This is a genomic window from Pedobacter sp. GW456-11-11-14-TSB4, from assembly GCF_059424425.1.
Map to the genome: position 1 here is coordinate 17,728 of NZ_JBWKZK010000004.1, position 18,855 is coordinate 36,582.

Below are 18,855 nucleotides of genomic sequence, written 5' to 3' on the forward strand. Positions count from 1 at the left end.
TAGTAATTATAAATTTGGGGATGTTTAGCAAATATAAAAATCATATGTATAAACACACACGTTCTAAAAAATTAATTGATTAATATTTTTAGCTGCTCACTAATCCTTCAGTTAGGCATTTCCATTGCGGATAGGAAAATCCAATTTTTGCAACCCAACCTATTAGCGTATTTCTAAATTTATCAAAAAAGTTGTTTACATCGGTATTTGGCAACTCATTTCTTCCATGTATTTCTGCAAAAACAATATTTCCTTTTCTTTTAACTTGAAATGTAGAAGTTGCATCATTCTTAAAAAAATGTGCAGTTTCACCGTTATTTTTCAATGGATGTTTTGATGGCCTTACAGTAATGCTCAATATATTTTCATCAATTGCATCCTTTTCCACTATTATTTCTACCTTAACCCAGTCGTAACCATCTCCCGCTCTGCTGCCAGGCCCGGGGATATCAATCCTAATAAAATCGCCCTCTTTTACCAAACCCACTATTAGCTGGCATTTATCATTCATTAATTTAAAAACTGATGACGGAGCTTTACAAGTTTCGTCCCATTGGTTAACATTCATTAACCTTTGCTTGGCTAATTTAAAAAATTCTTGTGCTTCAATAGATGTGGCAAACTTTTTCTCTGATGATAAATCGAGTTGGCTGCCCTCCTTTTGTTCTGGTATTAGATGATTAAACATTTTCTATAGGTTTAGATTTGACTCATCAACACTATAGCTTTTCTTTTGTTGTAAAAACTTCCATAATAACAGATAAGATATAGGTTTAGTACATTCTTATTTTAAAACATTACTGCAAAACTTATTGTTATTCTAACTATAAAATAGAAACCTATGTTAATATTACTACCTAATTTACCAGACCATGTTTTTGGTGTAAAAGCCACTGGTGAAGTTACAGCAGAAGATTTAAAAAGTGTATTATTACCAGGCCTAGAAGTGATTAAAGCAAAATATGGCGAAATACATTATATGCTTGTATTAGAAACTAAAGTAGAAAACTTTACTGCAGGCGCTTGGTTTCAGGATATGGTTGCAGGTTTGAAACATCTTACAGCATGGAAAAAAATGGCCATTGTAACCGACCAAAAAGCAGTAGAAAAATTTACAGATGCCTTTAGTTACGTAACACCTGGAGAGGCAAAAGGATTTCCATTAGCAGAACTTAACGAAGCAATTGCTTGGGTAAGCTTAAAATCATAAATTATGGGATTTATTAAAAACATTACAGCAGGCTTTATAGGTTCAGTAGCCTTAAACCTTTTGCACGAAACGCTTAGAAAAAATGCCACCAATGTTCCGCAAATAAATAAAATTGGCGAGCAGGCACTAAACAAAACCCTAAGCAAATACGGTACTCCTATTACCGATAAAACCGATTTGCACAATGCTACATTAAAAGCAGATTTAGTTGCAAATGCCATGTATTACAGTTTAATTGGCGGTAATAGAAACTTCATTTGGCCCAAAGCAATCTTTTTAGGTTTAAGTGCTGGCATTGGAGCGCTTAAATTACCAGAACCTATGGGCCTAAATCCAGAACCAGTTACAAGAACCAACCAAACAAAAGCACTCACGGTTGGTTATTATCTTTTTGGCGCTTTGGTTACTGCCTATGTATTAAAAACACTTTCAAAAAAATAATCAACCTAAACCTAAATATCATGGAAAACTCGAGAGATAGCTCAAACAATACACAAAACACACAAGATCATATTAAAACACTCGAAGGAAAAGAGGCTGTTAAAAAGTTAAAAGATTTGGCTAAAAGTGCCGAAAATTGTTTTTTCTGTACAAATATTAAAACTGGCTTACCTGTTTCTGTTAGACCAATGTCTGTGCAAGACATAGATGATGATGGCAACTTATGGTTCATCAGCATGATTGATAGCAATAAAAATGAGGAAATTAAAAACGATCCGTTCACGCAGCTTTTCTTTCAAGAGAACAAAAACTCAGGCTTTTTAAGCGTTTACGGCATAGCCGAAGTGATTAAAGATCAAGCAAAAATTGATGAGTTGTGGAATCCATTTTTAAAGGTTTGGTTCCAAAACGGAAAAGATGATCCAAATATCAGCTTATTAAAAATTACACCAACTAATGTTTACTATTGGGATACCAAACATGGCGAAGCAGTTGCATTTATAAAAATGGCAGCTTCAATTATTACTGGTAAAACCATGGACGATTCTGTGGAAGGTAAACTAGAAGTATAATAAAAACTAAAATACCGCAAAATGAAGAGATTAAAAATAGAGCGTAAACAAGTAAAAGTATATCCAGATTCTAAAAGAGTTATTGCTAGGTTTTTCTTTAATGGTGATGATAGGGCCAAAGAAGTAATTAAAAAAGTGCTTACGCTAAATAAAGATCAAGTTTTCGGTATTATTTCGCCGCTGCTTCAAGAATATTCGAAAAGACATAGAAATATTACTAAAATCTTATCGAGACATTGCAAAAAGCTTAAACCGCTTTTTGAGAAAATGGATATTGATTACCATGAGTTAGACCAACATTGCAAATTGCTAATTGGCTCTTATTTTACTCATGAATATTCTATAGAATCTGCGGCGTTTTTTAATCCTTCTATTGTAGAAGACCCAGACCAGTCTGATTTAGTTGAAGGCCAAAGGCGTTTGATCATTAGCTTTAGAGCCGTTGGCGAAGGTCACATTTCATCTATCGTGTTTAGAAGAGCTTTAATTGATAGTCAAAATAACATTACGGTGATGCCCGTTGGCGATTACGTTGATGAAGCGGAAGTAATTAGAAATGCAACCTATAACAAGAAACTTTTCTTAGAAAAAGGCCTAACATCTTTAATAGACAAAGATATTTTAGCAAAACTTGATGCAAAATTGGATGATCATTTCGATTATATCACACTTAAAAAAATAATTGGTGAAGCACAAGCTTTAGAAAATGATCCAGAGAAAGATGTAGAATTTGAGAAAGTGCTTTGGTTATCAGATTCTTATTATGAAATCGTTTTTTCGTTAGATACAGATATATCAGACCGAGTAATTTTTCCAATTTCAGAGTTCGAAAGGAAAGGAATTGAAGATGCCAGATTCACCAAATTTACCAATGATGATGGTTCATCAGCCTATTATGCAACCTATACAGCCTATGATGGACATATCATCATCCCTAAATTATTAAAAACCAAAGATTTTTACGATTTTACCGTCGGGCCATTGTTTGGCGCTGGTGCACAAAACAAAAACCTTGCACTTTTTCCTCGCAAAATTAATGGAAAATATGCCATGTTGGCTCGTATAGATGGTATCAACAATTATATCATGTATTCAGATAAAATTAACATCTGGGAAAATCCAATTAAATTTCAGGAACCAAAATACAGCTGGGAATTTGTACAATTAGGCAATTGCGGTTCGCCAATAGAAACCAAAGATGGCTGGTTAATAATTACCCATGCCGTTGGTCCAATGCGCAGGTATTGTTTAAGTGCAACTTTGCTAGATTTAAATGATCCAACCATCGAAATTGGTCGTTTAACAGAGCCATTGCTCATTCCAAATCCCGATGAACGCGAAGGTTATGTACCCAATGTGGTTTATTCTTGCGGTTCAATCATCAACAATGGCGAGTTAATTCTACCTTACGGACTTTCAGATTATTCATCGTCATTTGCTACAGTTAATTTAGAAAGCCTATTAGAGCGACTTAAAAGTTCACCAGATTAATATTTGAAGCGCAGATGCAGTGCCATTTTTAATGTCAGTCCTGCTTTACGCTAAATTCCCAATCCGATGAAAAATCGGATCGGGAGATATCGCTGCAATCAGGGCTAAAAACATCAGCCGCTGCTTATTCACAAAAACATAACCCACAAAAAAAGAGCTTTGATTTTCATCAAAGCTCTTTTTGCTATTAACATTATTACTTGTTAATTATCGCCAAACTTTCGGCTTTCTTAATTCCGTTTAAATGGTTCTCATGCTTAAATGCTTTTAAAACTGTTAAGTGCGATATCAAGTAAGCCAAGGTACTTTCAGCACCTTGATTTCTATTTACTCCCCCACTCTGTAATCCATCAGCACAACCCTTTGTTTCAGAGTCATACAATGGAATTCTCAATGTATTTTCGCCCAAAAACCATAGGTAGCTTGTAAACATTTTCTTTAAATATTCTTGCTCTCTGGTTACAACATAAGCCTGATGGTACATCAACACCATCGCCATAATCTCTATCGCTTGTTGGTCATACATTGGCACCTCTTTATTACCTTTTAAATGCCAACCATTATTACCAACCGGGTTTACAGTACTCAAACTGAAAGTAATTTTCTCTAAGTATTTTAATGATTCATGTGCAATTTCGCTGACATCTTGTCTTCCAGTAATTTCTTCAACATGAAAAAGCGCTAGTGGAAAAATGGCATTGTCATAAGTTAGATGATTTTCAAACCAGTGCCAATCTTCATCTTTAGTGCTTTTGTAAGATGCAATTAGTTGATCAGTAAGCAAATTCAATTCATTCAATATTCTTTCATCATAAGGGTGAGTTTTTAGATAGTAACTTACCCCAGTAATGGTATTACAAATACCTCTTAAATGAACCAAATTTTTAAAATGATTTACAGATTTAAAAAACAGTTCGTAACCAAACTCAGCATAAGATCTGTTAGGCGCATTATGAATTAAATAACCTAATGACCAAACCGTTCTCCCAAATGAATCATCAGAACCTTCTTCATCTAAAAACTGTCTGCTAAAGCTTGTAAAATTTCTAAAGTTTCCATTTTCAAGCTGTAAGTCGTGTATGTAGCTTAAATAAATTGGTATCAGATTTAAAGCATCCGCATTTTTATTTTCTTGATAAGCCATTAAAGCCATAATTAAAGCTCTCGAATTGTCGTCAATACAATAGCCTTCTTTTCTATTTGGAACCCCAAATTTAGCATGCTGAAAAATGCCAGTATCATCGGTTAATCGCTTAACATAAGATAAATCTAATTCTGGTATTACACTTCTATCAACAATTTGTCGCAATATTTTATCGCTATAATCTGGGTGTTTGGCCGATTTTTCAATCACATCAATAAATGATTTACCAATTTTTGGCCACCTTAACTTTAAACCATATTCATAAGCATTCTTTTTTAATGCCTTAAGCTTGTCGGGATTGTTTAAAAGTTGATTAACAATTTCTGCTAATCCAATATCATCTTTAAAATTAAATAACCGGCCTCTATTGTTATCCAATAACTCTTGAGCATGCCAATAAGGTGTACTAACTACGGCTGCACCTGCTCCTACTGCATAAGATAATGTGCCGCTTGTAATTTGTGCCTCATTAAAATATGGTGTAACATAAACATCTGCTGCTGTCAAATAATCAATCAATTCCTCTTCAGCCACAAAGCGGTTCATAAAAATTAAATGATCTGCCACATTTAAATCAAGGGCCAACTGCTTCAAATAATCACGATATTCCTCTCCCGAATCCTTAACAACTCCTGGGTGAGTGTTTCCCAAAACCACATAAACAACATCTGGATTTTCTCTTACAATACGTGGCAAGGCTTTAACAACGGTTTCTAAACCCTTATTTCTGCTAATTAGTCCAAAAGTTAACAGTATTTTCTTGCCTTGTAATTCTGGTAGTTGTTTAATTGGGTTTATTTTTGGCGCTTCTAAATCTGGCACACCATGCTCAATTACTTTAATTTTTGCACTTGGGATATCGTAAATAGTTTCTAAAAAACCAACTGCTTTATTGCTCATAACCACAATTTTAGCAGATCTTTTAGCAATCTCTTTAATAATAGATTTTTGCAGGTAGGTTGGTGTATTTAAAATTGTATGTAAAATAGAAATAATTGGTTTTTCTATTTCATTGATAAATGGCAGCACATAAATCCCGCTTTCTCCGCCGTAAATGCCAAATTCATGTTGCAAAATACAAGCATCAACATCACTTTCATTAATAAATTTTGCTGCTGCTTTATAATCGTCCTGGTTATTTTGTCTAATTATAAATTTCACTTCCTCAGGATAATTGTATTCAGCTAAATCATCAGGATTATTCATGGCAATAACCATACTGGTTTCTAACAGTGTTGAATTTGTGAAATTGGCGTTTAAAGCTTTTAATAAATTATTGTTAAAAGTGGCTAATCCGCACTCACGAGGTGGATAGGTAGAAATATAAGCGATTTTCATAGGGGTAAACAGGCTAAAAAATTAAGGAACTTCGTCTGTTAGACTTAAGATTAACAATGTTTTTAACCTTGTTGTTTTTAAAACCTATGCACCTAGTAATTAAAATGACATTCCTAAAAGGAGATATTTAACCCTAATAAATTTATTTAAGAAAAAAATTTTGCTTTTTCGCTAGTTTAATGATAGATTTGCAGCCCGCTTAAGAACAAATGCCCAGCTGGCGGAATTGGTAGACGCGCTGGTCTCAAACACCTGTGGGAAACCGTGCCGGTTCGACTCCGGCGCTGGGTACGCTAAAAGCCTTAGAGAAATCTAAGGCTTTTATGTTTTTTGCACATTTTTAACATAAAAAATGGCATAATTTATAAGGTATTGCTATCTTGAAAATATCCCCATTTAAAACACATGTCTAAACCGCTCAATAAAAAATTAACTGATGTAAAAATAACCTCTTGGGCTGATTTAGTTGGCACAAAAGATAATTTTACACTTGAGAGCCGCATTTTTCATTCTATAGCTTTAGGTTTATTAATCATAAACCTGATCTATATTCCCTATAATTTTTTTATTGGTTTACGTTTTGGTGCATTATCGGGTTTAATCTTTTTACTTGTTTTTTTCTATCAGTATTACAATTCTAGATTCAATTACAAACCGCACAGCACCATATTATTTGCAAGCATTGGTATTTTAATTTTAGGAGCAAATTACTTTACCAACTCTGGCATTATTGGCTCTACAGATATCATTTGGCCAGCCTATTTATTATTGATTTTTGCCATATCGCCATACAAACAGCACATCATTTGGCTTATTGTTTATTTATTTTGCTTTGCCATAATCCATGTGGTAGAATATTTACATCCAGAGTGGATACTCTATCCTATTACTCCAGGCAAAAGTCAATTTTTGGATAGAGTTACTGCTTTTCCAATACCAATTCTTGCTACTTTTTTAGTAATTAAATTTATTAGACGTAGTTACGATAAGGAAAAAAATGATGCAATAGAAAAGAGCATTGCAGTAGAGAAAAATAATATTGAAAAAGACAAACTGATGTCTATTATTTCTCATGATTTAAGATCGCCTTTGGTAAGTATCCAAAATTATTTAATGCTTTTAAATGATAATGAAATTGCTGCTGCAGACAAAGCAGTAATAGAAAAAGACTTATTAAAATCTACTAATAGTTCATTAGAAATGCTCTCTAATTTATTGTTATGGTCTAAATCTCAAATGGATGGACCAACTGTACAGCTAAAAGAAATTGATTTAAGATCAGCTTTAGCAACAACATTGGAGATGGAAAAAACATTGGCACTGAATAAAAATATTAGCTTGAACTACCAAATACCATCTCCTATATTAGTTATAGCTGATATTGATATGCTGCAATTGGTTGTGCGAAATTTAATAAGTAATGCGATTAAGTTCACCCCTTTTGGTGGAAAGATAGAGTTGAATGTAGCATTAACTGGCAAACAATGTAAGGTATCAATTACTGATAATGGCGGTGGTATAGCTGAGGATAAAAAATCTGAAATATTTTCGATGAAAGCTACACCAACTTACGGTACAGATAATGAAAAGGGCGTTGGTTTAGGGCTTTTACTTTGTAAGGAATTTATAGAGCTACAAGGCGGAACTATAGGATTTGAAAGTGAGCTGAACGTAGGATCAACATTTTATATATTCATCCCACTTCAATTAGGTTAGTTTACAGGCTAGCTTGTTTGCCGTTAATAATTGAACAGACTTTGAAAGCTAAACCTTATTGCAGCGGTATCTCCCTATTAAAATTTGATTCTCAAATTTTAATGGGGAATTTAGCGGAAAGAAGGAACAACGTTTAAAAATTGTACTGCAACTGCTTTTCTAAAAACTATTTTTTTTATGGATGTTGGTTAGCAAATTATACGGAAAAAGCCTTCAATAGATGAAGGCTTAGTGTTAAATCAACAGCATATTACGTTTGATTTGTGGAGAGCTTGAAAGCTATAATATCGATAAAAGATTGATATCTTCTCTTCGTCTTCTTTCTAATTCTTGTAGCATTTCATTTTCCTTCATTCTAACTGCCCAAGCTGGCCTCAGAATAAAATTAGCCACATTAGATATTGCATTTTTACTGTTTAAACAGGTTAAGCCAATGGATTCACCTAGCTTGGCCACTTTAGTATAATGCGTTATTTTTTCTTCAAAATTATTTTCCGAAGGTTCAGCAAGAATAGTTACATTAAAAGCTAAGCCAAAATTGTATATATTTTGTTCTTTCTTAACATCAGTTAATGCATATTCGCTTTCAGATTTTTCAGTTTGATCATTTAAATTTTTGGTTATTTTAACATTAATACCATGGTTTTCGGCCAAAAAAATTAATTCTTTAACAAATGGAACGACTTCTTTTGGCATCGTTTTAAGCATTTGTTGATTATCATCACCTAATACTACTTCATTATTTACATCATTTACAACGAGTTGGTCATATAAAACATCCCATACCTTGTGCCAAGGATATCCATCAACCCTAACACCTATCTTTTTTTCAATTGCCTTAATAATTGATCGATTATTAATATCATAAGGAATAGATTTGAATAATAAATAATAGATATTTAACCAAATCGTTGAATTAACAACTCCATCAGCTTCAATTCCAGCTTTTGCTTGTAGGGCTTTTATTTTATCTATAGTCTCCATCTTTTTTTAAATATGCTTGCAAGGGCAAAATTTGCATGTTAAAACATGTTGTTTATTTTGCTAAGAGACAATATTTATAAAAGATATTTATGCGTAAAATCACTACTATATTACTTTAGGTAAAACCACGCATATAGGTAGGTAAAATTACCTGGTTTTATGGCAAAAAGGTAGCCAAATCAATCATTTTATGCTGCAATGCATACAAAACTAAGCCAGCCGTGTTTCTACTACCGGTTTTAATTAATAGGTTATTGCGGTGACCTTCTACTGTTCTATTGCTTAAGAATAATTTTTCTGCAATTTCTACGCTGTTAAACTGCTTACAAATGAGTTGTAAAACTTCTATTTCTCGTGGCGTTAAATTATGCTCATTGTTGAGCTGAGTTGCGTGGATATTTTTAGTTAAACCTTTACGCATAATTTCTAGCATAGGTAAGGTAAAATGAAAATCGTTTTTATACACCTCTCTAATTGCTAACTCTACTTCCTCTGGTTCGGCGTTTTTTGCCAAGTAACCATTTGCACCAGCTTGTATTGTTGCTAAAATAAAATTATCTGCTTCGTGGATGGTTAAAACAATAACTGCAATGTTTGGATACTTTTGCTTTAGTATTTTTAATGCATCTAAGCCATTCATTTCTGGCATCGACAAATCTAACAATACCACGTCTGGTTTTACTTCGGCTTGCTCACAAAGCTTTAAAAGCTCTAATCCGTTGCCAGCCTCAAAAAGCAACGTAATATTATCAAAGGTTGATAGTAAGGCAACCATCCCTTTTCTAAAAAGCTTTTGATCATCGGCAATGGCAATATTAATATTCATAAGTAAAGATTGATGGCATGAAATTATAAAAATTGTATGTTATAACAGCAGAATAGCATTTTTTATTTAGATTAGAGGAAAAAAAACCATGAACCCTATTAACGTCCCAACCATTCCGCTTAAAATGGCAAGAGCCAGAGTAACTCGTTTTAGAGAACAAATGAAAAATGCAGCAGTGCCTGATTCAAATATTCCTAGAGCAATTTTAATTCCTATTAATGATCTTTTAGCTATTATTGAAAAATACTCAATAGTTGATAAAGATGGTAATGTTTCTAATTCATTGCAAGGTGTAAGAGCTTATTTTGCTGTTAAACAAACCGATACAACAAAAGATAATGATGTTAGCGCTTTAATTGTTGCTGTAGACAAACAAGGAAATGATATTGTCACTGTTCCAATCAATTTAGAAGATGATGGCGATGGCTCTGAAATTTATGATTTTACAAAACCATGCCCATCTGAATGCGATCCCAAAAGCCCATTATTCATTCCTTAATAAAATATGTTTCTCTCTTATATTGTTCCATTAAGTATTTTAATTCCTCTAACAATTGGTTTATTAAAATATAAAATGGCAGCTAAAGGCCCTAGATTACTTCTATTTTATTTGGTAATCTCGGGCTTAATTAACCTTTCTGCATTAGTATTTGTTAAGTTTGGAATGAGAAATTTACCTCTCCTACATTTGTATACAATTGTTGAAGCAGTTTTAATATTCGCCTATTTCAAAAGTATTTTTGCAGACCAAAAAGTTAAAAGAGCACTAACTTATTTAATGGTTATTTTTCCTTTGCTGTGTGTTTTTAATTTTACATTTATACAAAGTATTTACAGTTTTAATACCTATACAAGGCCACTAGAAGCAATTTTAATTACCTTTTTCTGTTTACTTTATCTCTACAAAAGTGAATTTGCCGAAAATTGGATCAAAAAACCAATTAGTTGGTTTAACATGGGTACATTAATGTATTTCCCTGTTGCTTGTGTTATATTTATTTTATCTAATTATTTAGTATTCGTAAGTGCTAATAAAAGTATGAATACTGTTGTATGGAATTTACATGCAGCACTGGTATTAGTGATGTATCTTTTTTGGGCAAGAGGATTTAGTCTAATTAGCAATAATGGATAATGTTTACCTATTAATTTTTTACAGTGTTGTAGTTGTTTTATTGTTGATAGCTTTTTTTCTGTTGCTCTATATCAGAAACCAAAATATGATTTGGCAACAGAGAAAACTGTTTCAAGACACAGAAATTAAGCAACAAAAAGACTTATTAAATGCCGTAATTGCATCGCAAGAGATTGAAAGAAAACGAATTGGCGAAGATTTACATGATGAAGTTGGTGGTACGCTTTCTGCAATAAAATTAATGCTTAATGCGGCAATAAGGAAGTCTGGCGAATTAGAAAAACAAGCAATTATACCTGCTAAACAGCTAATAGATCAGCTGATTATTGATGTGAGGAATGTTTCTCATGATCTTTCTCCGCCAGGTTTGTCCATGTTTGGTCTTATCAATTCGATAGAGGTTTTTGTATCACTTATTAAAGAAACTGGTGAAGTAGAAATAGAGGTGATAAATAACTTTAAAACAAATGAAAAGTTGCTAAACGAAAGTGAAGAACTTGCCTTGTACAGAGTAATTACACAACTCATTGCCAATACCTTAAAGCATGCCTACGCTACAAAAATTGAGCTAAACTTTAATGAAACACTAGATGAAATATTGATTACTTATCAGGATAATGGAAAAGGGTTTGATTTGGCTATTTTGAATGATAAGAAAGGAATGGGAATGCAAAACATTTCGAGCAGGTTACAAATGATTAATGCCAATTATGAAATTTTAACAGCGGTTGATAAAGGCTTTAACATGAGGATTAGCTGCAAAATTAAGCAATAGTTAAATATTGATGCCATTGTTTAATGATAGCAATTATATTTCATTGCACTTCCACTTTGTATTAATTTTTGTAAATGCAATGCTTCACAACACAATTAAACGTTTGCCGGTCTCTGCTCTTTCAACTTCTTATCAACAATAAATGGTGCAAAAGGTAATAAAGAGGCTATAAAGATTAATACTACCTTACCGAATTTCCATTTTTGCTCTTGCCAAGCCATTAACAAACATGCGCCATAAAGAACAAAAAGCAATCCATGTGCCCAACCTGTATATTTTACAGCAAGCGGCATATCTGCCCAATATTTAAGCGGCATTGCAATGAACAACAATAAAATATACGATATACCTTCGGCTACGGCTACTTTCCTGAAAAGATTTAATGATGACATGGAGAAATACTTTGATGCAAAAATAACCAACCAAGGTTAAAAATGTAATTTACAATTGCTTTTTTACACTAGACTGTGTTTAAGCCGTTATACGAGCTAAACTTTGTTTTATCCGATACAAATATTTGTTTCGATAATAAACATCTTTAATGGCTTTTAAAAGGTTTTCTTGAGTTTCTTGATCGGCATTATCAAAAGTAGTTGTGAGCTGCGTTAATTCTTTAGTGAGCAATTTTTCAAATGAACTTACTTCTCCTTTTACTTTCTCTAATTTTTCGGCATCTGGATCGAATTCTAAATCCATCATCGTTTCATTTACATCCATCATTTCCATTAAAAAATCTTGTGGCAGCGAGTAATTTTCGCCTTCTACCAATTGATTTTTTAATTCTAAAATGTAGTGCAAACGCTTTTGCGGGTCTTGCAAAACCTGAAATGCTTTGTTATTTAAGGTAGAAAGCTCAAGCACTTCTGCCTGCTTTTCTTCACTTTCGTTGATATAAAAATCTGGATGAAACTTTTTACTTAGCGCATAAAATTGCTGCTTCACAATTGCTTGATCGGGATTAAAACTGATGGGTAATTCGTAAAGCTCGAAATAATTCATTTGAGGCTAAATAAGTCCCCTTCAGGGGACGTAGGGGTTTATTTACCAAACAACTTTAAAATATCATTACCAAAGGCGAAAACCATTAAACTTAATAAAATTACAAAGCCTACAATTTGGGCACGCTCCATAAATTTATCGCCAAGTGGCTTACCTTTAATCATTTCTATAATTAGAAATACAACATGACCACCATCTAAAGCTGGTATTGGCAACAAATTCATAAACGCCAATGCCATTGAAATTAAAGCAGTTAAACGCCAGAAATTTTCCCATTCAAACTCAGAACCGTAGACTTGTGCTATACCAATGGGACTGCTAATGTTACGAGCACTTACTTTGCCAGTAATCATTTTCCAAATTCCTTTTCCGTTATCTATAAAAGTGGTGATTGCTTTGTTATTACCCACAGAAAACGACTCCAGGAAACCATACTCTACATGTTTTGTTGGCAAATCTTTAACATCAAACGCAACACCAATTGTACCTACGGCAGAAACTTTAGGTTTTAAATCCAATACCTTACCATTACGCCATACAGTTACGGTAATTTGTTTATTTTTTGAATTTTCTGCAATGCTATTTACTTCATCTCTAAAACGAACTTTTTTACCATTTACGGCTAAAATGCTATCTCCAGTTTTTACACCTGCATCAAAAGCTGGTGCAACAGTTTTAGCAGGTTTTGCACCAAAAAGTTTCTTAATTAATGATACTTTTTCTGGTGTATGATCTACAACTGTTTGTATTTTATTGATTTCAAAACGTGGTGCTACAAACTCACGAATACCATACTCACTAATACTATCTAAAATTGTATCAGGCACTCTTAAATCTATCGCTTGTCCGTTTCTAGAAACTGTTAGTTTTGGATTACCCAAAAGCACTTTTGAACTTATCAACTCTTCAAAACGCATTACTTTATTGCCATTTAATGCCAATATTTTATCTCCAGTTTTAATGCCAATTTGCTTACCAATAACACCAGGATGAACGCCATTTACCAATTGATCGTTAGGAATAAAGTCTTCACCATATTTAAAGGTAATCATCCAAAAAATGAAAATACCAACTATAATATTTACAATAATACCACCCAACATTACAATTAAACGTTGCCAAGCTGGTTTAGAGCGAAACTCCCAAGGTTGTGCGGGTAGGGCTAATTGTTCGGTATCCATAGATTCATCTATCATACCAGAGATTTTAACATAGCCACCTAAAGGCAACCATCCTACTCCATATTCTGTATCGCCAACTTTAAAGCTAAAAAGTTTAAAACCCCAAGCATCAAAGAAAAGATAAAATTTTTCAACTTTTATTCCGAAGGCACGTGCCGCTAAAAAATGTCCTAATTCGTGTAGTATTACTAATATCGATAATCCCAGCAAAAGCTGGCCCGCCATAATCAGTCCGTCCATATAATATTTTAGTATTGTTTTATTTTAGATTTATTAAACTTTGTTTTGTTACGAGTTCGCAGGCAAATATACGTGTCTGTTTGTCGGTTTCTAAATAATTGTTTAGTGTTGGTTGCTCCACAAAGGTAATATCTTGCATACAAGCTTCAATCACATCGCTCATTTCTAAAAATCCGATTTGATCCTTTAAAAATGCATCAACCACAATTTCATTAGCTGCATTAATGATACAAGGCATATTCCCCCCCTTTTTCATGGCGTTAAAGGCAATTTCGAGATTACGGAAACTCTTAGTATCCGCTTGCGAAAAAGTAAATTCTGGATAGTTTAAAAAATTGAAACGCTCAAAATTACTTTGTACTCTTTGCGGATAGGCTAAAGCGTAATGTATAGGTAATTTCATATCGGGCAAACCCAGCTGCGCCTTAATTGAGCCATCATTAAATTGCACCATAGAGTGGATAATTGATTGAGGATGAACCACTACTTCAATTTGATCAGCCTGTAAATCGAACAACCATTTAGCTTCAATCGCTTCTAAACCTTTGTTCATTAGTGATGCTGAATCTATCGTAATTTTAGCACCCATAACCCAATTAGGGTGTTTTAGCGCTTGTGCTTTCGTAACTGTTGATAGGAAATTGAGGTCCTTACCTCTAAACGGGCCACCAGATGCTGTTAAAAATATCTTTTCAATTGGATTTTGTTCTTCACCAACCAGACATTGAAAAATCGCTGAATGTTCAGAATCTACAGGAATAATTTTAACACCATACTCCTTTGCCAATTGCATTACCAATTCGCCAGCTACCACTAAGGTTTCTTTATTGGCAAGGCCGATGTCTTTTTTCGCTTTTATAGCTGCAACTGTAGGTTTAAGACCAACCGAACCCATTATTGCTGTTAACACAAATTGGGTTTGAGGTAATTGAACCGCAGCAATTAAAGCATCTTCTCCGCAAAGTACATTTACGTTAGGCAAGGCGTTTTTTACTGTAAAATAATGATCTTCGCAGGTAATCACCACCATTTCTGGCTTAAATTCTAAAGCCTGCTCAATTAGTAACGCAGCATTATTTTGGGCGGTAAGTACATCAACCTTGTATAAATTTGGGTTAGCCCTAACAACTTCTAGTGCTTGAGTGCCTATTGAACCTGTGCTACCTAATATTGATATGTTTTTCAATTGAAAATTGTAATGTTAAAATGTTGTAATGTTGCAATGTTGTAATTTTCGTCTAATAGTCAGTCATGCTGAGCGTGGTCGAAGCACCTCAAGCTGAGATTCCTCGTTCCTCGGAATGACAAACTAATCCTCAATGACAAATTTATCTAATATAATTCTCCAAAACCTCCGCTAACTTTCTATCGTTACTTAGTCTTGGCACTTTGTTTTGTCCACCGAGTTTACCTTCTGCTCTCATATAGCTTACAAAGGCATCCTTTTTCAAGGATCTAATAATTAGGTTTTGCAAAATTTTTCCCTCAATGAGGTCAAAATAGTAAATGTTTTTCTTTTGTAACGCTAAATCTACTTTTTCGCTAAATGCATTCAAGTCTTTTGGCTCATTTACAAACTCCACAAACCACTCGTGGTAAGGTAATTCGCCAACAGGCGGATTGACCTGTGGAGCTACTGTAAATTCTGTAATTTCTATGCCCTCAGCATTGGCAACCGATAAAATTGCCTGTTCTACTTCCTCGCCAATTACATGTTCGCCAAAGGCAGATATAAAATGTTTAATCCTACCAGTAACTAAAATTTTATAAGGATTTTTTGACACAAATTTAACCGTATCACCTATGCTGTAACCCCACAAACCTGCACTAGTGTTTAAAATTAATGCATAATTTATATCGAGCTCAACTTCCGATAAATTTAAACGAGTTGGCTTTTCATTATAGTATTCATCTGCCGGAATAAATTCGTAAAATATACCTGCTTTTGCCAATAACAATAAACTTTTATCTTGCTGTGTATCTTGGTAAGCAATAAAACCTTCGGATGCTGGATATGTCTCAATGGCATCAATTTTTTTACCAATACTTACTTCAATTTTTGCTCGGTAAGGCTCGTAATTTACGCCACCGTAAACAAAAAGACTGAAGTTTTTAAAAATGTCTTTAATTTTTTTGCCGTTGGATTTTTCGCTTAACTTATCAAAGTACATTTGCACCCAAGGTGGTATCCCCGAGATTAAAGTCATGTCTTCACTTATGGTTTCGCGTACAATGGCATCAACCTTTTCTTCCCAATCTTCAATACAATTGGTTTCATAAGATGGCAACCTATTTTTTTGTAAATACGCAGGCACTAAGTGAGCTACAATTCCTGATAAGCGGCCAACATTTATTCCGTTCTTTTTTGTTAAAATCGGACTACCTTGTAAAAAAATCATTTTACCATTTACAAAATCGGCTTTGCCAGTTTCGTTAATGTAGGTTAATAATGCATTACGGGCAGCTTTAATATGCTCAGGCATAGACTCTTTAGAAATTGGGATGTACTTAACTCCAGAGGTAGTCCCAGATGTTTTGGCAAAATAAGCAGGTTTTCCTTTCCACAAAACATCGCTTTCGCCAGCTACAACACGATCTATGTAAGGTCTTAAATCTTCATAGTCTCTAATCGGTACGTTAGCTTTAAAATCCAGATATGATTTGATATGCTGAAAGTGATGATCCTTACCAAAAGAAGTTTGTGATGCAGTTTTAACAAGGTATTGTAGTGTTTCTTCTTGTGCCTTTAAAGCATTTTTTTTCCATCTATTAATACCTTTTACTATAAACGCTGCAAATGGTTTGCTTAGTGCCGCTTTTAATCCCATATGCCCCAAAACCCCTAAAGAGGTTTCTCCTTACTATCGCTAATGCTAAAATTAATATTTATACGTTCCATTTTAGGAAATTTTGCAAAGTCCCCTTTAGGGGATTTAGGGTTTAAACTATATTATGAATAATATCAGGATGCTCATCTCCTCTGTATTCGCTCATTATTTTACGATAAGCCACAGCAAAAAAAGCTGTAGTAAAAGGCACGATAACGAACGAACTAAAAACTACAACAATTAAGGATACATATTGATTGATATCATAATCAAAAAAGTAATTAACTAAACGAAAACCTGTTAAAACAACAATGTAGAAAAATCCAAAAACGATGGCTTGCACCAAAACCAAACCTGCTAAAATAAACAGCAATTTTATAAAGTTACCCTTGGTTGTTGCTAAACTCAATTTTATAGATTCGAATGGAGTGCTGTGTTTATCAATGATAAAAAATGGGAAAAACACGATCCTTATAAAAGTAAAAAAGATGCTTAACATGCCAATAGCAACAGAAATATTGATAATTATTTTAGCTCCTACCCCACTTCTAAAACTTTCTATCCAACCTTGACTAACCATTAGGCCCAAAATAAAATCGAGTATAAATAATACTGGCATTAATAAAACACCTACTAAAAAGATGCTAATCCCAAAATAAACGGTGCCAATTAAGAACCTGCCTATTTCCACTCTTGTTGGCAATGTCTCAATAATTTTGATATCATTCTGATTTTCGTGATCCAAGAGTTTAAAAATATATTTAATCATACATAATTCTACCACACAATAGCTCATGATGAAGATCAACAACATGATAATTCTGATGCCAACATTTAAATCGCCCATAAAAAAGGCCATAAAAGTTGAGGTAGATGCGGTAATGAAAATCAAAAAGCATAATGTTGCAATAGAAAAATAATTGTCACGAGTTACCCTCCATGCTTGCATAATTACATCCTTGACAGCGAAAGTACTTTCTTTTAAATAATCGATCATGATTGATTAAATATAACTCTTTTGAAAAAATCTTGAATAAAACCTAAACCGTATGCAAAAAGTTGTATAAATGATGCAATAACACTCAAAAATGCAATTTTTATTGATTTATTAACTTGCCAGGCATGAAAAAATATCAACAGAAAAAACAGGACGAAAAAGAAATTGCAAATATATCCCAATGGGGAATAAAACACGTTTGATAAGATTAAAAAGCCTAAACCCACCACAAATACGGCCGGGAAAAAGTGTACAGCTTTTAATTCTTTTGGAAAGTGTTTGTAAATATTAATTCTTGCTCTGCCAAAAAAGTGCAGTTGTTTGTAAAACTGAGCAAAACTAGTACGTCTTTTATGGTAAACTTTAGCCTCAGGAATTAACCCAATCTTAAATCCGCTTTCGTGAATTCGAATACTGTATTCAATGTCCTCTCCCAATCTGGTTAGAATAAAACCACCAACTTTTTCATATACCTCTCTAGAAACTCCCATGTTAAAACTACGCGGATGAAATTGTCCGATGTGTTTTTTATTACCCCTAATCCCGCCTGTTGTAAATGGAGATGTCATGGCGTAACTGATTGCTTTTTGTACTGGTGTAAAAGTTGAGTGTGCAGCATCTGGTCCGCCATAAGCATCAAGCTCATGCTCAAAAAGGTAGTTTTTAACAATTTCCAAATAATCTTTCGGAATGAGGCAGTCGGAATCGAAAATCACGAAATAATCACCTTTAGCTCTTTCAAAACCAAAATTTCTGGCAAAACCCTGACCAGCATTCGGCTTTACGAAATATTTTATGTCTAATTGATCTGCATAGGAAGCCACTATTTCTTTTGCATCATTGGTTGATCCATCTTCAACTACCAAAACCTCAAACTGCAAATACGTTTGTTTGGTTAAGGATAATAAAAGCTCATCAATTTCTTGAGGGCGGTTGTAAAGTGGTATGATGATGGAGAAAAACATGTTTTGAGGCTGA

The 18,855-nt window shown here is 33.7% G+C and carries 19 protein-coding genes and 1 tRNA gene; 9 read left to right on the top strand and 11 right to left on the bottom strand.

From position 1 onward, the window contains the following. Nucleotides 1–88 precede the first annotated feature (88 nt). Nucleotides 89–688 carry a hypothetical protein gene (locus AC07XU_RS13885; RefSeq protein WP_494944233.1) on the bottom strand — a complete coding sequence of 200 codons (600 nt, stop codon included), beginning with the start codon at nucleotides 686–688 and terminating at the stop codon, nucleotides 89–91. Nucleotides 689–841: 153 nt separating this feature from the next. Between AC07XU_RS13885 and AC07XU_RS13890 the strand changes: the two genes are divergently transcribed. The 4 genes from AC07XU_RS13890 to AC07XU_RS13905 are packed head-to-tail and all read left to right on the top strand — an operon-like array spanning nucleotide 842 to nucleotide 3,714. Continuing rightward, nucleotides 842–1,210 (top strand): SpoIIAA family protein, encoded by a 369-nt coding sequence (locus AC07XU_RS13890; protein ID WP_494944234.1) that lies wholly within the window; start codon nucleotides 842–844, stop codon nucleotides 1,208–1,210. A 3-nt stretch (nucleotides 1,211–1,213) separates the two neighbouring features. Then, nucleotides 1,214–1,651, top strand: coding sequence for a hypothetical protein (locus AC07XU_RS13895; protein ID WP_494944235.1), 438 nt, complete (start codon nucleotides 1,214–1,216; stop codon nucleotides 1,649–1,651). Nucleotides 1,652–1,671: 20 nt separating this feature from the next. Then, complete coding sequence (locus tag AC07XU_RS13900; protein WP_494944236.1) at nucleotides 1,672–2,223, top strand: pyridoxamine 5'-phosphate oxidase family protein; 552 nt, start codon at nucleotides 1,672–1,674, stop codon at nucleotides 2,221–2,223. Between the two features lie 21 nt (nucleotides 2,224–2,244). Next, on the top strand, nucleotides 2,245–3,714 hold the full coding sequence (locus tag AC07XU_RS13905; RefSeq protein WP_494944237.1) for a glycoside hydrolase family 130 protein: 1,470 nt from the start codon (nucleotides 2,245–2,247) through the stop codon (nucleotides 3,712–3,714). A 196-nt stretch (nucleotides 3,715–3,910) separates the two neighbouring features. Here AC07XU_RS13905 and AC07XU_RS13910 read toward each other — a convergent pair whose 3' ends face one another. Next, on the bottom strand, nucleotides 3,911–6,196 hold the full coding sequence (locus tag AC07XU_RS13910) for a glycosyltransferase family 4 protein (RefSeq protein WP_494944238.1): 2,286 nt from the start codon (nucleotides 6,194–6,196) through the stop codon (nucleotides 3,911–3,913). A gap of 211 nt (nucleotides 6,197–6,407) precedes the next feature. Here AC07XU_RS13910 and AC07XU_RS13915 point away from each other — a divergent pair. After that, nucleotides 6,408–6,487, top strand: a tRNA-Leu gene (locus tag AC07XU_RS13915). A gap of 114 nt (nucleotides 6,488–6,601) precedes the next feature. Further along, a complete protein-coding gene (locus AC07XU_RS13920) occupies nucleotides 6,602–7,912 on the top strand; it encodes a sensor histidine kinase (protein ID WP_494944239.1) in 1,311 nt (436 codons plus the stop codon). Nucleotides 7,913–8,191: 279 nt separating this feature from the next. Here the strand turns inward: AC07XU_RS13920 and AC07XU_RS13925 are convergent, their stop codons facing one another. After that, a complete protein-coding gene (locus tag AC07XU_RS13925) occupies nucleotides 8,192–8,896 on the bottom strand; it encodes a M15 family metallopeptidase domain-containing protein (RefSeq protein WP_494944240.1) in 705 nt (234 codons plus the stop codon). A 157-nt stretch (nucleotides 8,897–9,053) separates the two neighbouring features. Next, on the bottom strand, nucleotides 9,054–9,722 hold the full coding sequence (locus AC07XU_RS13930) for a response regulator (RefSeq protein ID WP_494944241.1): 669 nt from the start codon (nucleotides 9,720–9,722) through the stop codon (nucleotides 9,054–9,056). Between the two features lie 88 nt (nucleotides 9,723–9,810). On the opposite strand from AC07XU_RS13930, the gene AC07XU_RS13935 reads away from it, so the two are divergent. The 3 genes from AC07XU_RS13935 to AC07XU_RS13945 all read left to right on the top strand — a co-directional run bounded on the left by AC07XU_RS13935 (nucleotide 9,811) and on the right by AC07XU_RS13945 (nucleotide 11,632). Next, nucleotides 9,811–10,221 carry a hypothetical protein gene (locus AC07XU_RS13935; RefSeq protein WP_494944242.1) on the top strand — a complete coding sequence of 137 codons (411 nt, stop codon included), beginning with the start codon at nucleotides 9,811–9,813 and terminating at the stop codon, nucleotides 10,219–10,221. 75 nt (nucleotides 10,222–10,296) lie between these two features. Further along, a complete protein-coding gene (locus AC07XU_RS13940; protein WP_494944243.1) occupies nucleotides 10,297–10,857 on the top strand; it encodes a hypothetical protein in 561 nt (186 codons plus the stop codon). Next, the gene (locus AC07XU_RS13945) at nucleotides 10,850–11,632 is read left to right on the top strand and encodes a sensor histidine kinase (protein ID WP_494944244.1); all 783 of its coding nucleotides are present in this window, start codon (nucleotides 10,850–10,852) and stop codon (nucleotides 11,630–11,632) included. Before AC07XU_RS13940 ends, AC07XU_RS13945 begins: the two co-directional genes overlap by 8 nt. A gap of 95 nt (nucleotides 11,633–11,727) precedes the next feature. Here AC07XU_RS13945 and AC07XU_RS13950 read toward each other — a convergent pair whose 3' ends face one another. The 7 genes from AC07XU_RS13950 to AC07XU_RS13980 all read right to left on the bottom strand — a co-directional run bounded on the left by AC07XU_RS13950 (nucleotide 11,728) and on the right by AC07XU_RS13980 (nucleotide 18,842). After that, nucleotides 11,728–12,024 (bottom strand): DUF3817 domain-containing protein, encoded by a 297-nt coding sequence (locus tag AC07XU_RS13950; RefSeq protein WP_494944245.1) that lies wholly within the window; start codon nucleotides 12,022–12,024, stop codon nucleotides 11,728–11,730. A 79-nt stretch (nucleotides 12,025–12,103) separates the two neighbouring features. Next, the gene (hscB, locus tag AC07XU_RS13955) at nucleotides 12,104–12,631 is read right to left on the bottom strand and encodes a Fe-S protein assembly co-chaperone HscB (RefSeq protein ID WP_494944246.1); all 528 of its coding nucleotides are present in this window, start codon (nucleotides 12,629–12,631) and stop codon (nucleotides 12,104–12,106) included. A 38-nt stretch (nucleotides 12,632–12,669) separates the two neighbouring features. After that, nucleotides 12,670–14,052: an RIP metalloprotease RseP gene (rseP, locus tag AC07XU_RS13960; protein ID WP_494944247.1), complete on the bottom strand. Its 1,383-nt coding sequence runs from the start codon at nucleotides 14,050–14,052 to the stop codon at nucleotides 12,670–12,672. Between the two features lie 19 nt (nucleotides 14,053–14,071). Continuing rightward, complete coding sequence (locus AC07XU_RS13965) at nucleotides 14,072–15,238, bottom strand: 1-deoxy-D-xylulose-5-phosphate reductoisomerase (protein WP_494944248.1); 1,167 nt, start codon at nucleotides 15,236–15,238, stop codon at nucleotides 14,072–14,074. Nucleotides 15,239–15,380: 142 nt separating this feature from the next. Continuing rightward, the gene (locus AC07XU_RS13970; protein ID WP_494944249.1) at nucleotides 15,381–16,880 is read right to left on the bottom strand and encodes a GH3 auxin-responsive promoter family protein; all 1,500 of its coding nucleotides are present in this window, start codon (nucleotides 16,878–16,880) and stop codon (nucleotides 15,381–15,383) included. A gap of 112 nt (nucleotides 16,881–16,992) precedes the next feature. After that, the gene (locus AC07XU_RS13975; protein ID WP_494944250.1) at nucleotides 16,993–17,877 is read right to left on the bottom strand and encodes a glycerophosphoryl diester phosphodiesterase membrane domain-containing protein; all 885 of its coding nucleotides are present in this window, start codon (nucleotides 17,875–17,877) and stop codon (nucleotides 16,993–16,995) included. After that, nucleotides 17,874–18,842, bottom strand: coding sequence for a glycosyltransferase family 2 protein (locus AC07XU_RS13980; RefSeq protein WP_494944251.1), 969 nt, complete (start codon nucleotides 18,840–18,842; stop codon nucleotides 17,874–17,876). Before AC07XU_RS13980 ends, AC07XU_RS13975 begins: the two co-directional genes overlap by 4 nt. Nucleotides 18,843–18,855: the final 13 nt, after the last annotated feature.

What these genes read in the sequence shown, in the direction of transcription:
- AC07XU_RS13885 (WP_494944233.1), bottom strand. Translation starts at nt 688, where the DNA reads ATGTTTAATCATCTAATACCAGAACAAAAGGAGGGCAGCCAACTCGAT.
- AC07XU_RS13890 (WP_494944234.1), top strand. Translation starts at nt 842, where the DNA reads ATGTTAATATTACTACCTAATTTACCAGACCATGTTTTTGGTGTAAAA.
- AC07XU_RS13895 (WP_494944235.1), top strand. Translation starts at nt 1,214, where the DNA reads ATGGGATTTATTAAAAACATTACAGCAGGCTTTATAGGTTCAGTAGCC.
- AC07XU_RS13900 (WP_494944236.1), top strand. Translation starts at nt 1,672, where the DNA reads ATGGAAAACTCGAGAGATAGCTCAAACAATACACAAAACACACAAGAT.
- AC07XU_RS13905 (WP_494944237.1), top strand. Translation starts at nt 2,245, where the DNA reads ATGAAGAGATTAAAAATAGAGCGTAAACAAGTAAAAGTATATCCAGAT.
- AC07XU_RS13910 (WP_494944238.1), bottom strand. Translation starts at nt 6,196, where the DNA reads ATGAAAATCGCTTATATTTCTACCTATCCACCTCGTGAGTGCGGATTA.
- AC07XU_RS13920 (WP_494944239.1), top strand. Translation starts at nt 6,602, where the DNA reads ATGTCTAAACCGCTCAATAAAAAATTAACTGATGTAAAAATAACCTCT.
- AC07XU_RS13925 (WP_494944240.1), bottom strand. Translation starts at nt 8,896, where the DNA reads ATGGAGACTATAGATAAAATAAAAGCCCTACAAGCAAAAGCTGGAATT.
- AC07XU_RS13930 (WP_494944241.1), bottom strand. Translation starts at nt 9,722, where the DNA reads ATGAATATTAATATTGCCATTGCCGATGATCAAAAGCTTTTTAGAAAA.
- AC07XU_RS13935 (WP_494944242.1), top strand. Translation starts at nt 9,811, where the DNA reads ATGAACCCTATTAACGTCCCAACCATTCCGCTTAAAATGGCAAGAGCC.
- AC07XU_RS13940 (WP_494944243.1), top strand. Translation starts at nt 10,297, where the DNA reads ATGGCAGCTAAAGGCCCTAGATTACTTCTATTTTATTTGGTAATCTCG.
- AC07XU_RS13945 (WP_494944244.1), top strand. Translation starts at nt 10,850, where the DNA reads ATGGATAATGTTTACCTATTAATTTTTTACAGTGTTGTAGTTGTTTTA.
- AC07XU_RS13950 (WP_494944245.1), bottom strand. Translation starts at nt 12,024, where the DNA reads ATGTCATCATTAAATCTTTTCAGGAAAGTAGCCGTAGCCGAAGGTATA.
- hscB (WP_494944246.1), bottom strand. Translation starts at nt 12,631, where the DNA reads ATGAATTATTTCGAGCTTTACGAATTACCCATCAGTTTTAATCCCGAT.
- rseP (WP_494944247.1), bottom strand. Translation starts at nt 14,052, where the DNA reads ATGGACGGACTGATTATGGCGGGCCAGCTTTTGCTGGGATTATCGATA.
- AC07XU_RS13970 (WP_494944249.1), bottom strand. Translation starts at nt 16,880, where the DNA reads ATGGGATTAAAAGCGGCACTAAGCAAACCATTTGCAGCGTTTATAGTA.
- AC07XU_RS13975 (WP_494944250.1), bottom strand. Translation starts at nt 17,877, where the DNA reads ATGATCGATTATTTAAAAGAAAGTACTTTCGCTGTCAAGGATGTAATT.
- AC07XU_RS13980 (WP_494944251.1), bottom strand. Translation starts at nt 18,842, where the DNA reads ATGTTTTTCTCCATCATCATACCACTTTACAACCGCCCTCAAGAAATT.